Source organism: Candidatus Njordibacter sp. Uisw_058, from assembly GCF_047730065.1.
Taxonomy (GTDB): domain Bacteria; phylum Pseudomonadota; class Gammaproteobacteria; order Pseudomonadales; family Balneatricaceae; genus Njordibacter.
The window spans coordinates 1,746,873-1,762,037 of record NZ_CP159829.1 but is presented as its reverse complement, the minus strand read 5'-3'; the positions used below and the strand labels follow the sequence as shown (position 1 = coordinate 1,762,037).

14 protein-coding genes and 3 tRNA genes are annotated in these 15,165 nt (G+C 43.9%); 9 read left to right on the top strand and 8 right to left on the bottom strand.

Going from position 1 to position 15,165, the window contains the following annotated elements:
- Positions 1-11 precede the first annotated feature (11 nt).
- Both trxA and ABXT59_RS08260 read right to left on the bottom strand, forming a co-directional pair.
- Positions 12-338, bottom strand: a complete 327-nt coding sequence (trxA, locus tag ABXT59_RS08265) for a thioredoxin (RefSeq protein ID WP_443635467.1) — start codon at positions 336-338, stop codon at positions 12-14.
- A gap of 132 nt (positions 339-470) precedes the next feature.
- On the bottom strand, positions 471-1,856 hold the full coding sequence (locus ABXT59_RS08260; RefSeq protein ID WP_443635465.1) for an MATE family efflux transporter: 1,386 nt from the start codon (positions 1,854-1,856) through the stop codon (positions 471-473).
- Positions 1,857-1,934: 78 nt separating this feature from the next.
- Here ABXT59_RS08260 and ABXT59_RS08255 point away from each other — a divergent pair, with 78 nt between their 5' ends.
- On the top strand, positions 1,935-2,531 hold the full coding sequence (locus ABXT59_RS08255; RefSeq protein WP_443635463.1) for an elongation factor P hydroxylase: 597 nt from the start codon (positions 1,935-1,937) through the stop codon (positions 2,529-2,531).
- A gap of 41 nt (positions 2,532-2,572) precedes the next feature.
- On the opposite strand, the gene ABXT59_RS08250 is transcribed toward ABXT59_RS08255, so the two are convergent.
- Both ABXT59_RS08250 and ABXT59_RS08245 read right to left on the bottom strand, forming a co-directional pair.
- Positions 2,573-3,172, bottom strand: a complete 600-nt coding sequence (locus tag ABXT59_RS08250; RefSeq protein WP_443635462.1) for an SCO family protein — start codon at positions 3,170-3,172, stop codon at positions 2,573-2,575.
- Positions 3,173-3,248: 76 nt separating this feature from the next.
- Positions 3,249-4,118 carry a prephenate dehydratase gene (locus ABXT59_RS08245; protein ID WP_443635460.1) on the bottom strand — a complete coding sequence of 290 codons (870 nt, stop codon included), beginning with the start codon at positions 4,116-4,118 and terminating at the stop codon, positions 3,249-3,251.
- Between the two features lie 112 nt (positions 4,119-4,230).
- Between ABXT59_RS08245 and trmH the strand changes: the two genes are divergently transcribed.
- From trmH to ABXT59_RS08230, 3 genes are read left to right on the top strand one after another with little or no spacing between them, the layout of a single operon-like run.
- On the top strand, positions 4,231-4,938 hold the full coding sequence (trmH, locus tag ABXT59_RS08240) for a tRNA (guanosine(18)-2'-O)-methyltransferase TrmH (protein WP_443635459.1): 708 nt from the start codon (positions 4,231-4,233) through the stop codon (positions 4,936-4,938).
- A 10-nt stretch (positions 4,939-4,948) separates the two neighbouring features.
- Positions 4,949-6,082, top strand: a complete 1,134-nt coding sequence (locus ABXT59_RS08235) for a 4-phosphoerythronate dehydrogenase (protein ID WP_443635457.1) — start codon at positions 4,949-4,951, stop codon at positions 6,080-6,082.
- Complete coding sequence (locus ABXT59_RS08230; RefSeq protein WP_443635456.1) at positions 6,083-7,225, top strand: ATP-NAD kinase family protein; 1,143 nt, start codon at positions 6,083-6,085, stop codon at positions 7,223-7,225.
- Between the two features lie 18 nt (positions 7,226-7,243).
- On the opposite strand, the gene ABXT59_RS08225 is transcribed toward ABXT59_RS08230, so the two are convergent.
- Complete coding sequence (locus ABXT59_RS08225) at positions 7,244-8,458, bottom strand: pyridoxal phosphate-dependent aminotransferase (protein WP_443635454.1); 1,215 nt, start codon at positions 8,456-8,458, stop codon at positions 7,244-7,246.
- A gap of 202 nt (positions 8,459-8,660) precedes the next feature.
- On the opposite strand from ABXT59_RS08225, the gene msrB reads away from it, so the two are divergent.
- Positions 8,661-9,074 carry a peptide-methionine (R)-S-oxide reductase MsrB gene (msrB, locus tag ABXT59_RS08220; RefSeq protein WP_443635452.1) on the top strand — a complete coding sequence of 138 codons (414 nt, stop codon included), beginning with the start codon at positions 8,661-8,663 and terminating at the stop codon, positions 9,072-9,074.
- A 47-nt stretch (positions 9,075-9,121) separates the two neighbouring features.
- Here the strand turns inward: msrB and ABXT59_RS08215 are convergent, their stop codons facing one another.
- Positions 9,122-9,697, bottom strand: a complete 576-nt coding sequence (locus ABXT59_RS08215; protein WP_443635450.1) for a YajG family lipoprotein — start codon at positions 9,695-9,697, stop codon at positions 9,122-9,124.
- Positions 9,698-9,942: 245 nt separating this feature from the next.
- Here ABXT59_RS08215 and ABXT59_RS08210 point away from each other — a divergent pair.
- The 3 genes from ABXT59_RS08210 (at position 9,943) to ABXT59_RS08200 (ending at position 10,265) form a co-directional block, all read left to right on the top strand.
- Positions 9,943-10,019 (top strand) — tRNA-Asp (locus ABXT59_RS08210).
- A 64-nt stretch (positions 10,020-10,083) separates the two neighbouring features.
- Positions 10,084-10,159, top strand: a tRNA-Val gene (locus tag ABXT59_RS08205).
- A 29-nt stretch (positions 10,160-10,188) separates the two neighbouring features.
- Positions 10,189-10,265 (top strand) — tRNA-Asp (locus ABXT59_RS08200).
- A gap of 141 nt (positions 10,266-10,406) precedes the next feature.
- On the opposite strand, the gene ABXT59_RS08195 is transcribed toward ABXT59_RS08200, so the two are convergent.
- Positions 10,407-11,633, bottom strand: a complete 1,227-nt coding sequence (locus ABXT59_RS08195) for a hypothetical protein (protein WP_443635449.1) — start codon at positions 11,631-11,633, stop codon at positions 10,407-10,409.
- A 1,221-nt stretch (positions 11,634-12,854) separates the two neighbouring features.
- Here ABXT59_RS08195 and msrP point away from each other — a divergent pair.
- Positions 12,855-13,751, top strand: coding sequence for a protein-methionine-sulfoxide reductase catalytic subunit MsrP (gene msrP / locus ABXT59_RS08190; protein WP_443635447.1), 897 nt, complete (start codon positions 12,855-12,857; stop codon positions 13,749-13,751).
- Between the two features lie 141 nt (positions 13,752-13,892).
- On the opposite strand, the gene fabV is transcribed toward msrP, so the two are convergent.
- The gene (gene fabV / locus ABXT59_RS08185) at positions 13,893-15,089 is read right to left on the bottom strand and encodes an enoyl-ACP reductase FabV (protein WP_443635445.1); all 1,197 of its coding nucleotides are present in this window, start codon (positions 15,087-15,089) and stop codon (positions 13,893-13,895) included.
- Positions 15,090-15,165: the final 76 nt, after the last annotated feature.

Sequence of the window (15,165 nt, the reverse complement as noted above, 5' to 3'; positions counted from 1 at the left end):
AGATAAACTGCTTAAGTGTTATCAGAAATAAATGCTAGCAAATCAGATTTTGCTAAAGCACCAACTTTAGTGCCTGCAACCTCACCGTTGTTAAACAACATCAAAGTAGGGATGCCACGCACACCAAAACGCGCAGCGATCTCACTATTTTCGTCAACATTGATCTTGCAAACCTTAACACTGCCTCCAAACTCGGCGGCAACGTCTTCTAAAATGGGCGCAATCATTTTGCATGGGCCACACCAAGGTGCCCAAAAGTCGAGTAATACTGGGACATCGGCATTGGCTACATCTAGGTCAAAGGTGGCATCTGTTACAGCGTGAGTTAGTTCGCTCATGGTCGTCTCTTCATTAGTTTAGTAGCAGCTATGATACGTGATTTTTCACTAAAACTCAGTAGCATTATGCTTGCTAAGGGTTACTTTTAAAATCTGTCTAAGTTATCTAGTGGCGCGCACTGATAATTCAACCTAGTGTGGTTGCGGAAATGGTTTACGCAGCACCCGCCAAAGACGCAGACATAATAGAACGGCTGCTATACTGAGGCCAAAAATAATACCAATCCAAAAGCCAGCAGCACCCATTATGGGGTAAATTAGATCTGTCATCCCCAATAAATAACCTAAGGGTAAGCCAATGAGCCAGTATGAGATAAAAATAAGTAGTAACGGTTTGGCGGTGTCTTTAAAACCACGCAATGCGCCATTGGCTGCAATCTGAAAAGCATCAGAAAATTGAAATAAAGCAGCAAAAATAAATAAGCTCGCAGCGATGTCGAGCACCAAAGGCTCAGTGGTATAAATACTCGCTAAAGTGATGGGCAGTATGAGCATCACCAAACAAGTGAGACTTGATAGGCCTAAGGCTAGGCTAAATCCAACTAACACGGAACGTTTTACCTGGTCGGGTAGGTTGCCACCGATACCATGGCCTACACGTATTGTCAGTGCCATACCAATACTGAGTGGCAGAATAAAACATATACTTGCAAAGTTGAGGACGAGCTGATGTGCAGCGACAATGTCAGCGCCTAAAGGCGCTAATAATAGTGCGACTATAGCGAACATGGTGGCTTCAATAAAAATAGAAAACCCAATAGGTAATCCCACCTTTAAAATACTCATTTGGGTTTTCAGTTGTGGCCAATCGAATTGAGTGAACATGGCACACTGGTGATAAACAGGTTTGGCATATACATAAATAGCCATGCCAATAACGCTGGCCCACATGCTTAAAGCAGTGGCCCAGCCACATCCAACTCCTCCCATTTCGGGCACACCAAACTTTCCGTAGATAAAAATATAGTTCATAGGGATATTGATCAATAAGCCTAACAAACTAAAATACACCATCGGCTTAGTAATACCTAAACCTTCACTAAAACTGCGTAAACTTTGCATAATGGCCACAGCAGGCAAGCTTAGGGCCGCTGCATGTAAATAATCTAAGCCGATACCTTTGATGGGGTCTTGGATGTCTAGCCAATCAAATAATGGGTCTAAAGCATATAATAATCCCACTGCCAAACAGCCTAAAATAGTAGCCAGCCACAAGGATTGCTGTACAAAAGGACCGATTAAAGTAATTTTTTTGGCACCAAAATACTGAGCAACTGTAGGGGTTGTAGCCATAATAACCCCCATCATTAAAATCAACACAGGAAATAACATGCTTGAGCCGACTGCCACAGCCGCTAAGTCGGCTGAACTATAGCGACCTGCCATGACTGTATCAACAAAACTGGCACTCATATGCAGTACTTCAGCTATAAGGATGGGAGTACCCAGACGCAAGAATTGGCGTAATTCTTGGCCCATGGCTGCTAAACTATAGGTGTGACTCATTGACTGGGGCATTAAAAAAAACCAAAGTTTTGGCGGAAAAAAAGATGGGCTATAATACCGCTTTTCTATGTCTTCGGCCACGCTTAACTCATGCCCAAATCCAGCCCATGTCAGTGTCAAAAGGTTATTGATCTATTTAATGATTTGTTCACAGCATCATACAATACGCAGTTAGTGTGTGCTGTATGTGATGGCCGACAAGGTGAACTAGATCAGCCTGTTTATGAACCGGCCAATCGCCATCGAGCCCATCATCAAATTGTCTTCGCCCATGGTCATTTTGCCAGTGCGTTACATGAAATATCCCATTGGTGTGTTGCTGGAGATGCCCGGCGCTTACTTGAAGACTTTGGCTATTGGTATCAGCCAGATGGCCGCAGCAAGCAACAGCAAAAAGAATTTGAAAAAGTAGAAATCAAACCCCAAGCACTGGAGTGGTTATTCAGTTTGGCTAGTCGACAAGTTTTTGTGGCCAGCGCCGACAACCTCACAGCTGGAACATCTGATGACTTAGCCTTTCGGTTGGCCGTGTCAAGTCAGGCCCGATCTTTTTTTAGCCATGGCTTGCCGCCCCAAGCCGGATTATGGTTAGCGCAGTTAAAACAAACCTATGGTGGGCAGGTGTTGCTTGAACACCTATATTGGCCTGACGAAGAGGTTAAGTTCGAAAGGCCTACCATTACTTGAGCCTATCGCGTTAAAGAAAGCAGCTTAGAAAAGAAAACAGCTTAAAAATGTTGCTTGACTAAGGCTGCAATATCATCCACTGATGTGTTGTGGGCGATGGTGCTGATTAGTTCACCTTCGCGGCCAATAAAATAGATGCGGGATGTGTGATCAACGGTGTAGGTTAAGGCTGAGTTTTCTAAGGGGATGTAACTGTAATATGCGGCGTAGTTTTTTACTAACTGATCAAGGGTTTTGATGTCCCCCGTAAGACCAAGCATGCGCGGGTGAAAGTAACGACTATATTTCGCTAAGTTATCTAGGCTATCTCGTTCTGGATCGACACTAACAAACAAAGGTTGGATTTGAGCTTCTTGACTGGGTGTTAATTGACGCATGCTAGCCGCCATAGAAGACAAGGCAGTGGGGCATACCTCTGGACATGAAGTAAAGCCAAAATACATGAGCACCATCTGGCCGCGAAAATCTTGCAGCTTGACCGGTCCAGTATTACTTTCTAAAACAAAATCCCCACCTAAATTTGCATAACCTAAATTTGCGTTATTTTGCTCTGTCCAAGGGTTATATTTGGCTAGCATTAGACCTGCAACAAAAAGCAGAATAAGGCCTAGTGCATAAAGTACTTTCATTGATTGGGACATAGGTTGGGTTCCTGGTATTGGATAGTTGGGTGTCAATAGCTGCCAAACTTATGGATTAGGACTCAACGAGCCTTGGTTAGCGAAGTTCAACATCAAGGTAACGATAATCACTGGCAGCGTAAGTGCCGAGCATGCGAATGTCCTTGGCAAAATAGGCCAGTTCATCCATAGCTAGAATCATGTTGGCATCGTTGGGGTGAGCTTCAGCATCGATATGAAATTGCGTGGCTACCATGCGTCCATCTGGGGTGTAGCTTTCTAGCTTGATTAGATTGACATTGTTAGTGGCTAAGCCTCCCATGGCTTTGTATAAAGCCGATGGCATATTGCGTACCGTGAACAAAAACGAAGTGATGTATTTTTGGTGCATCACTTGTTTAGGAATCGTATGTTCAAGCGATAATATTAGAAATCGGGTGGTGTTGCCTTTAACATCTTGGAAATATTCCTGCAAAATGTCTAAATTATAAAGTTCTGCAGCTAAGCTAGATGCAATAGCACCATGGCTAGGGTCACCTTTTTGACTGACTTCAAGGGCAGCCCCGGCAGTGTCTAATGTGGCTATGGGGAGTATGCCAAGCTGGGTCAGGCGTTTGCCACATTGAGCTAAAGCTTGCGGGTGCGACCCCACCGTTTTTATCTGCTCTAAGGACGTGTTTTTAAAAGCTACCAAACAATGATTAACGGGTTCGTAATGCTCACCAATAATGTACAAGGATGTGTGGGGTAATTGGCGATAAATTTCCTCCACACGGCCTGCGGTAGAGTTTTCAACAGGGATCATCGCAATCTGAGCAGCGCCTCGCTCTACCATGGCCATAGCGTCGCTAAAGGTCATGCAGGCTTTGGCTATGTAGTTGGGAAACACCCGCTGGCAAGATAAGTGTGAATAAGCACCTTGATGGCCTTGGTAAGCAATAATAGGTCGTGCGTCGTTTTGTGTCATTGATTGGGTAGTGAATCGTAATATAAACCTTTATGGTGTTCGCAGTGTAACAAATCTAAGCAATAAATTGGTATCATTGGCAGCTTATAAATAACCCTTTTGTTGGAAAACTATGACCCCTGCTCGTTTGGCAAAATATAAAGCCACGTTAGCCTCCCGTCAGCTAGATTTGACCATCATTACGGATCAAGTGAATAAAGCTCAAAATATTGCAGCGCTCGTGCGCACCTGTGATGCAGTGGGTATTCACAATGCCCATGTGGTCGCAGCAAAGGGAAAGGCTGGGGCCCACAAGGGCACTGCCCTAGGTAGTCAACAATGGGTCAATGTAGTGGCCCATGAGCATATTGACAGTGCGCTGAACACGGCTAGGCAAAAGGGCATGCAGATAGTTTCAGCCCACTTTAGTGATCAAGCTGTTGATTACCGCACATTGGATTACACCCAGCCCACAGCTTTAATATTGGGTGCAGAAATGCATGGTGTAAGCCCCACAGCCGTGAAAGCTTCTGATCATCAAGTTGTGATCCCCATGCTTGGCATGGTGCAATCGTTTAATGTTTCGGCAGCAGCCGCCATTATCTTGCTTGAGGTTCAGCGTCAGCGCGAGTTAAATGGTCACTATGAAATTCCACAATTGGTAGGCAAAGAATATGATCAAACCCTGTTTCGTTGGAGCCACCCAAAAGTAGCAGACTTTTGCCATCGTCTTAAGATAGATTATCCAGCGATGGACACTGATGGCAGCATCATAAACCTGAACCTGTGGCATGCGAGCGCTTTGCAAGACCAAAGCCTGCGTGTCTTGCTGCCCAACTAGGACTGAATTAATGATTAAAATCAACTTAGTAGCTGATGAAAATATTTTGTTACTTGATGAATTATTTGGCGACATAGCCCACATTACGAGGATCAACGGCCGTTCAATTAGTGCCCTGCAAGTAGCCCAAGCCGATGCATTGGTTTTGCGCTCAACGGCCAAAGTGACCCCCGCTTTATTAGAGCATAGCAAGGTTAAGTTTGTGGGTACTTGTACCATAGGCACAGACCACTTAGCCATAGACTATATGGACGCTAACAATATTGTGTGGCGCAATGCGCCTGGCTGCAATGCAGCTGGAGTTGGGGACTATGTGATCGCTTGTATTAACCATGCTTGGCAAACTCTTGGCATTGATCCTCGACAACAAACGATTGGCATTGTGGGGGCGGGTAATGTGGGTAGCCGTTTGGCTGAGCGTTTACAAAAGGCAGGTTTTAGCATACTTCAATGTGATCCCCCCAAAGTGGATGCAGGGCACCAAGGTTTTGTTGAGTTAGATGAGTTGCTAGGTCGATGCCAAATTGTGTGTTTGCATACGCCACTGACTAAAACGGGTGTGCATGCCACAGAAAACTTGCTGCACCAAGAACGCATCAAAAATTTAGCTAAAGGAACCGTATTGATTAGCGCTGGACGAGGTGAAGTGGTTGATCAGCAGGCGCTTTTGGTACGTCAGCAACAGCTGCATGATTTACATTTATTTTTGGATGTTTGGCATCACGAACCTCACATAGACAAAAGTTTATTTGACTATTCCCATTGTGTGACACCGCATATAGCAGGCCATTCTTTAGAAGGAAAAATGCGTGGTACCAATATGATTTATCAGGCTTTGTGTGAACATTTTGGTATTGAAGTTAAACACAAGTTAGGCCCCTTAATACCAAAGCCAGACCTAGCCGAGTTATTCATCAAAGCAGATACAAGCGCGCAAGAGATACTCGCTCTTGCGTGCAGCCATGTTTATCCGTTAATGCAAGACGACACACGCATGCGTCGAGGTGATGACTTTGATCTACTGCGCAAAAATTATCCAGTGAGGCGTGAATTTTCCAGCCTCACACTGCAGGGAATCACTCATGCTGAGAGCGAAGACATGATGCACGGTTTGGGTTTTAGTATTGAACAAGAGATACATTAAATGACGTTTAACATTGGTTTAATCATTAACCCCTTGGCTGGATTGGGTGGCAGTGTGGCTTTAAAAGGGAGTGATGACGTAGCCTCTGAAGCTCTTGCTCTTGGGGCCGTTCCCAAAGCCAACGCACGCTGTCTGCAGGCCTTAGCCGAGGTAGCCGATTTAGACGTGTGTGTGTATGCCTTTGCCGGTGACATGGGAGCCAACTGCGCCTTGTCCGCAGGTTTGAAGACCGAGGTGGTTGGTAAAGCTAAAACTCAGCCTTCAAGCGCTGCAGATACTATATCAGCAGCGCAAATGTTGTTAACACGAGGGGTCGACTTGCTGGTTTTTGTGGGTGGAGATGGCACAGCCAGAGATTTACTGTCAGCAATTGGTGACCAAGTGCCTGTGGTGGGCATCCCAGCTGGAGTAAAAATTCACTCTGGAGTCTATGGCATTACTCCCATGGCAGCAGGGCAGGTGATTGCTCAGTTAATAAAGGGTGAGTTGGTGAGCTTACGCAGCCAAGAAGTGCGCGACATCGATGAACAGGAGTTTCGTGCAGGTCGAGTAAAAGCCCGGTATTACGGTGAACTACAAGTGCCAGAGTCACATCAGTACATGCAGGCCACCAAGGACAGTGCAAAGCCTGGGTCTAAAGAGGTTGAAGCCCTAGTGCTTGATGACATCGCCGCTCATATCGAAGAACTCATGGACCCTGGAATCCGATATATCATGGGCTCTGGCTCAACGATTGCGGCGGTAATGGATTATTTAGGCCTAGCCAATAGTCTTTTGGGAGTTGACGTAGTTGAAGATGGGCAGGTGATTGCTAGTGATGTGACAGCCCAACAATTGCTCACTTTAACCGAGCATCATGCAAGCCAACTTTTTATTACCTTAATTGGGGGGCAGGGGCACATATTAGGCCGTGGTAATCAACAACTCAGTGCGCCATTAATCAAACAATTAGGTTTGATTAATATTCACATCGTGGCCACTAAAACCAAACTCAAAGCCCTGCAAGGACGCCCATTGTTGGTGGATTCGGGTGACCCACAATTAGATCAAGAAATGGCAGGCTTGGTGCCAGTCATTTGTGGTTTTCATGATCTCGTACTTTACCCTTTAGGTGATCCACAACAGGCCAGCGTCGCTAAGTAATTAACCCCAGTCTGAGTATCAGTTGCGCAGCGTTCCTAAGAAGGTTGCAATGCGACCAACCGCTTCAATGAGTTGCTCTTCATAGGGTAAAAATACAATACGAAAGTGTTGACTGTCAGGTAAATTAAAACCACTGCCTTGAACCACTAAAACCTTTTGTTGTGACAATAGATCAAAGGCAAATTGTTCATCACTTTGAATAGCGTAGACTTCTGGGTCTAAACGGGGAAATAGATACAAGGCGCCCTCTGGTTTATGACAACTGACGCCAGGTAGGGCATCTAACATTTGCCAAGCCATATCGCGTTGGCGCTTCAATCGGCCGCCATCGCAAATTAACTCTTGAATACTTTGATAACCACCCAGAGCAGTCTGAATTGCATACTGGCTGGGCACGTTAGAGCACAGGCGCATGCTGGCGAGCATGTCGAGGCCCTGAATGTAGTCTTTGGCTTTAAGTTTGGCACCGGATAGTACTAACCAGCCAGAACGAAAGCCAGCAGCGCGATAGGTTTTTGATAGACCATTAAAGCTCATAAACAAGACGTCATCAGCTAAGCTTGCCATAGGGATAAATTTAGCGTCGTCATAGAGAATTTTATCGTAAATTTCATCAGCAAAAATAATTAGATTATGTTGGCGTGCTAATTCAATAATGGCTTCGAGGGTGGTTTGGTCATAAACGGCGCCGGTGGGATTGTTAGGGTTAATCACCACAATGCCGCGCGTGCGATCAGTAATTTTGGCAGCCATATCTTCAAGGTCGGGTTGCCAGCCATTGTCCTCATCACAGCGATAATGCACAGGTGTGCCACCAGATAAAGATGTGGCAGCGGTCCAAAGAGGGTAATCGGGAGCCGGGATGAGCATTTCATCAGCTTCGTTTAAGAGCCCCTGCATGGCCATAACAATGAGTTCGCTAACACCATTACCGATATAAATATCTTCTATGGTGACGTTCTTGATGTTCTTTCGCTGACTTTCGTGCATAACGGCTTTACGAGCCGCAAATAGGCCTTTAGAATCGCAGTAACCTTGGGCATTAGGCAGATTTAAAATCACATCCTGCACAATTTCTTCTGGTGCCTCAAAACCGAAAGGAGCAGGGTTGCCAATATTCAGTTTAATAATGCGGCTGCCTTCATCTTCTAGGCGCTTGGCTTCTTCCAGCACTGGGCCACGAATGTCATAACATACGTTTATCAATTTTTGTGATTTGCGTATCATGCTCATACAGGTGATCTCAAGACTAATTTGATAATAATATCTTATCTTACGTGAAAAAATTTCTTTATAAACCTATAAAGGCGTCATCAAACAGTATTATTTGACCACTAGCAACGATCAAGCAACAATGCAGTAACGATGTAACAACTATTCAGCAACTTTTAGATACTATCTATCCACTATTTACCCACTTAAAAGGAATACCATCATGGCCGATAATCACAATAGTAAGTCAGGGCCTGCTAAGACTGAAGCGCAATGGCAAAAGGAATTAAGCCCTGAAGCTTTTGCAGTGTGTCGTCAAAAAGGCACTGAAAGGCCTTATACAGGGGCCTATGATCAGCACTTTGAGAATGGCCATTATCATTGTCACTGTTGTGGTGCAGAGTTATTTTCAAGCCAGTCTAAATTTGATGCAGGTTGTGGTTGGCCTAGTTTTAGTGCCCCTACCCATGGCCCCGCCATTAAAGAAGAAGTAGACGTAAGCAGCGGTATGAGGCGCACTGAAGTCATGTGTGATGATTGTGGGGCTCACTTGGGTCATGTATTTCCAGATGGCCCCCCAGTCACTGGTCTGCGCTATTGTATTAACTCTGTGGCCTTAGATTTTAAAAAAGCATAATCCATCTAGGCCATAAAACGTTAAAAAGTTAAGCCTAGACGTGAAGCTTAATTCTTGGCCAAAAAGTTGGCCAAGCTGATGTCACTAAAGCCTCGTTCAAGAGTGGTACTGAGCACTTCATTGATGATTTGTTGATTCTTTTGGGCATCGGGCAACTGTGAAAATTGATGACTGTTCTCAGTTTGATAATGGCCCGTATGGCTGCTCCCACCAACTGTAGTAATGAGGGTGATTTTAGCGTTTAGACTGATGGTGTGGATGAGGCTTTTTGTGACAGTCTCATAATTGAGTTCTTCAAGCACCAGAGTGAGTTGTGCCGGTGCAGCGGAACTAGACCCATCAAATCCTAACTGGGCTGCAGACGATTGTGCAGCGAGTCGCAGGGCAGCATTGATATCGTTGGCAATGGTGATGACACTCGAGCTTTCGTAGACTCCACCACGGCTGCCTAAAACACTGCTAGCGCGACGATCTTCTACCTCAATGGTCAGAGTTCGCCCTTGCCCATAAAAAGGCCCAGAAAGGTTTGTTTGAGGGACTATGGTAATCGTTTGAGGGCTAACGGCACAGCCAGCAACTAAAACGCTCAAACTTAAATATAAAGCAATGAGTAGTGGTTTCATGGGCAGATCCTTAACATGGTATTCGGCAAGAAGGCATTAGTTTACGCAACTAAGACTATTACATATGGTGTTAGGTTCCAAGTAATATGGCGTTGGTGCATATTTATTAATAAAGCTGTATGGTTTTTAACCAGTATAAAGAAATATTGCTTTTTTTCGCCTAAACATTTGACACGGCTGAAGAAATCTTTACAATGCGCATCTCCTAAAGGCAACACCGAACACGGTTTGTTAGCGGGAAATGCGGAGCGGTAGTTCAGCTGGTTAGAATACCGGCCTGTCACGCCGGGGGTCGCGGGTTCGAGTCCCGTCCGTTCCGCCATTTATTTTCTTAAGCCACCCTTGAACTTGGCTTAAAATAGAAAATAAATAGCACTTAGTACGTTGGGTGATTAGCTCAGTTGGGAGAGCATCTGCTTTACACGCAGAGGGTCGGCGGTTCGAACCCGTCATCACCCACCAAGTGTACGTTGGGAGAAGTAATATAATGCGGAGCGGTAGTTCAGCTGGTTAGAATACCGGCCTGTCACGCCGGGGGTCGCGGGTTCGAGTCCCGTCCGTTCCGCCACTTTTTATTCTCCTTATATATCAGTGACATAACACTGGTAACAATGTCTAGTACGCACTTTCCTACGCAGTGAGTAGGAATCTGGCTTTCTGAACACTCCGCTTTCCTGGTTTCCTTATAAAAATTGGTCTGAGTAAAATATCATTTGCTTTTCCTTAAATGTTTGTGGGCATGTCCACGCCAATTGATATGATTATCTGACGTGTTGATTACTATTATTCTTTCAGAGTCAAAGTCAATATGTATATTTTGACCTGCAAACCCACTCATAGTTAAGATTTTTCTGTCGCGACCCTGATTGGGCAACCCAATCAAATCAAAGTGAAACTGTCCACCATATGATTTTGTATAGTGTGTTCGAGAAGCATTATCTCTTGCCCAGCCACGATCTTTATTCTTATGGTCTTTGTCAATTCTTTGTTCATACATTGCCTTTAGATACTTACCGGCACAAGTGTCATTATTCCAGTCATCCATCATAGTCTTTGCTATTCTTAGGTAATCATACCTTGTGGCATAAAAACTATATCTTCCTAGTTCTTTAGTACCAACACCAGTGTTTGGTAGGTTAGATCGTATTAGAGACTTATCTGGAATCTTAAGAAAGTGAACCTCTTCTTTAACCTTAACGTGTTGGGTAAAGACCTTGTGCAATAATGGCTCCCAATCATCGCCTGTTTTATAAATTACATAGTTCATAATGGTATTAGTTGTTAGAGCATTATAATTATAAATTGGTCTAGCCCTAGTGGAATTCTGCATTTCATTTGAAGCCATTACTTGTTTTAATGGAATGGTATTGACGTTTTGTTTAATCCCATTTATCTTTATACGATTATCTGATTCATATAATCTGTGGCCAGTATAGTTTTGATCGCCTGCTGTCATATTCAAAAGATCAATTAATGATTGCCCTTCATATAACGTGTTTTTTATAGTGGGCCAATCATCTAATTTAACATCTACACTATCAATATACCCTTCACAGATTGCATGACCAGTGACGTATGAAACTAAACTTTTACCCATTGAATGCGACGGCAGTCGGTTACCATTACTTTTAATGAAGTAAGGAAATTCAATAGATTCATCTATCACAATTTTACCATCTTCATACAACAGATAACTTCTTAACCCTGTTGTTTTGGTGTTTTCGATGTCTTTTGTAACAGCCTCGTCTTTTCTTAAATCTAATTGAAAGTTATAAAATTTTTTTGATCCAATAACTTTATAACTTAGATCAACACCTCCACCATAGAAGTCAGGTTCTTCGGTAGTCTTATCATAAACAGAAGTTCTATGGTGAGCATGAGCTGCAGAGCTAAGCACAATTCCTAGCATAGTGAGAGTTAATATCTTATTATTCATTAAGTTGCCTCCTCTTCTAATTTTTCTTGCTCATAATCATACGTGGTCTCGCTGATCGCAAACCGATCATCTAGTTCTTCGCCCATCACATCGCACCACGAATTGCGTGTCATTCGTTGAAAAGCTATTATAAACAGTATAAGATTCTTCCAATACCTTGACTTAGTTGGTTATTTACAGAACCATTATTATGTCTAAGTTCCAAAAAACAACCCGTCGTAGCAAGTCATCTCTTTAGGTAGTAACGGTATGATTTTGACAATCCTTGGGCAGCATACTTTGCCATAATCCTCATCTGGAATAGTCCTTCTGAATTTATTCCACCATGCAAAAATAAATATATCCTCCCGACTTTACCAGTTAATTTATTTTAATAAACAGTTATCCTTCTTCTAAATCATCGATTTCATAACGCATCAGCAATAAGTGACATAAACACTACTTCAGCTATAACGTTTTAGATATAGAAATATTTCTGATTTGTAGCCTTGCAGCAATTTCTAAGCAGAGCTAATAATGGGTACTAGGGTTTTAGCGCTGGATGGACGAACGCAGCTTACAATATGGCTGTAAGCTGCTTAATTGATGTTAGAAAGGGTGTCGAATGGGTAAGTGTAGCTCCTAAAGCTTGATTTTGGGGAGTCAAAGGTGGTTGCTAGAGGACTTTACTTTCGGAAGAGAGTAGGTCGTATTCACATGACCAAGGATGGTTTTTTTCATTCTAGTGCGTAGGTTAGTGCGCAGGTAAAACCTACGCACTTTCCTACGCAGTATCTAATTGCACTTTATTGTAAGTTATTGCTTTACATTGCTTTACATTGCTTTTAATTGCACTATAATGGCACCGAGAACGGGCTAATAAATCAACTAAGTTGTTGATATATATGGAGATATACCTTAGCTAACGCTAACGAGTCCCGTCCGTTCCGCCATTTCCATAACTCCCAGAAAACAATAGCCGCCCATGTGCGGTTTTTTTATGCCTTAAATAAAGTGTTATTGCCAACCATGCCCTAGCATTCAGCGGTGTATTTGGGTTAACTTACCTCATCCATTCTATTCTTACTTTAATGACTTGCCTCCGTAATAAAATTTTTCCTGATCACAATATACGCGATTTATTATTGAAGGATTAATATTAAGAACAAAAGTTTGAATCTATGGTTCTAGCGCAGACGTATAACCATTAACTTAGCTATATTTCGCTAACAAGGCTGAAAAATGATACCTATCCAGACCTCTAGCATTACTTCTGAAAAAGATTTTCGCAACCGTCGCAAGATCATTGGGGCAGGCTTGTCTGCTATGGCAGCAATGGCGTGCAATGGCCCCCTGCTAGCGGCAGACTCCAATGCCACTGGACTGCTTGAACCCACGCCTTTAAAAACCATTAATAGTTATAACAACTACTACGAATTTGGGTTTGACAAAAGTGACCCGTCTGAAGCCGAAAAAACCTTAATTACCTCACCTTGGTCAGTCGAAATAACAGGCACAGGGGCCGATAAGAAGGGTGTCTATGATTTAGCTGATATGTATGGCGAGTTCGCCATAGAATCCCATGTGCACCGCTTTAGATGCGTTGAAGCATGGTCGATGGTAATTCCCTGGAACGGCATACCCCTGCACAAGGTCATAGCGGCGGCGCAACCCAATAGTCGAGCCAAGTATGTGCGCTTTGTGACTGTTAATGACGCAACCCAAATGCCTAATGCAAACTGGGCTGGTGGCCCTTATACTGAAGGGTTAACCATTGCTGAGGCCATGAATCCATTAGCCTTACTGGCCACAGGTATCTACGATCAGCCGCTAGAACAGCAAACGGGAGCGCCGATTCGTTTGGTGTTACCTTGGAAGTATGGTTTTAAATATGCCAAATCTATTTTGCGTATTGAATTAGTTGAGACGATGCCAGAAACCACTTGGTGGCAGCAAAACTCGAGAGAGTATGGCTTTTATGCCAATGTCAGCCCCCACCATAACCACCCTCGTTGGTCTCAAAAAACAGAACGTGTTATTGGTGGCTTTGGCCGCCAACGCACGCAAGTCTACAATGGTTATGCCGAAGAGGTTGCACATTTATACGGGGCTTTAGAAGATCGTAAGTATTTTTATTAAACGCTTGAACCGCTTACATAGAAAAACGCGAGCTTAGGTTAGCCCTTTGGCTTTGCCCCTATGATGAGGCTTTAGGCCTCATCATAGGTATCATCTCAGGCCTAATTATAGGGTTGCTGATAACGGGCTTATAAAGTGCAGTTATGCGCTGATAAGGTGAGTGATGTTAACCTCAGGGTTAACGTCTGCCTCATAGTCTACACCCTCTATACCAAACCCAAATAGACGTAAAAACTCTTCTTTGTAACCGGCCATATCACTCACTTCAAATAAATTTTCATCTGTGATTTTAGACCAAAGCGTTTCCACTTCAGCTTGTACATGGGGTTCAATTTCCTTGTAATCAGCGCGCAAACGGCCTTCATCATCTTGGTAAGGTTGAGTGCCATACAAACTTTCCCGAAACAATAAGTCTATTTGTTCAATGCAGCCTTCGTGGGTGCCTTCTGCTTTCATAACCTTGAATAACAAACCTAAGTAGAGGGGCATGACTGGGATCGCCGCACTGGCTTGAGTCACGACAGCTTTAAGGACAGATACACGAGCATCGCCCTGAATGGCTTGCATTTGCTTACGAATACCCACCACCTTTAGATCCAAGTCTTTTTTAGCTTGACCAATGGTGCCGTCCCAATATATGTCTCGGGTTATTTGCTCGCCCACATAGGTAAAGGCTGTGGTTTTACAGCCATTGGCCAAGACCCCCGCATCACTAAGCGCGCTAATCCACATTTGCCAATCTTCGCCACCCATAACAGCCACGGTATTATCAATTTCATCTTGATTAGCTGCCTCTATGGCAAATTCCTTAATGATGCCTTTATCAGTATCTACCCCTTGTTGAATCACATCTTTACCAATGGGCTTTAACGTAGACATATGCACTTCACCCGTTTTAGGATGTTGGCGGCGAGGTGAGGCAAGGCTATAAACCACTAAGTCAATCTGGCCTAAGTCTGCCTTAATGGTATCTATGGTGGTTTGTTTTAAGGCATCAGAAAATGCATCACCATTAATACTTTTAGCGTATAGGCCTTTGGCTTCTGCGGCTTTATGAAAGGCTGCAGAGTTATACCAACCCGCGGTGCCAGGCTTTTTTTCGGTACCTTCTTTTTCAAAGAACAAACCCAAAGTATCTGCCTGACTCGCAAAGGCTGCAGTTATACGAGAGGCTAAGCCGTAGCCCGTTGATGCGCCAATGACGAGTACCTTTTTAGGGCCGTCCTCTATAGTCCCCTGTTGGGTGACATAATCGATCTGGCTTTGCACGTTGGCTTCGCAGCCTATAGGGTGGGAGGTAATGCACATAAAGCCGCGAACGCGAGGTTTAATGACCATGGAAAAAATCCTAATGATTGGGGGCACGAAGGCCTAAGTTGTAAACTGGCAATATTATAGCCTGCCATGAGGGAAT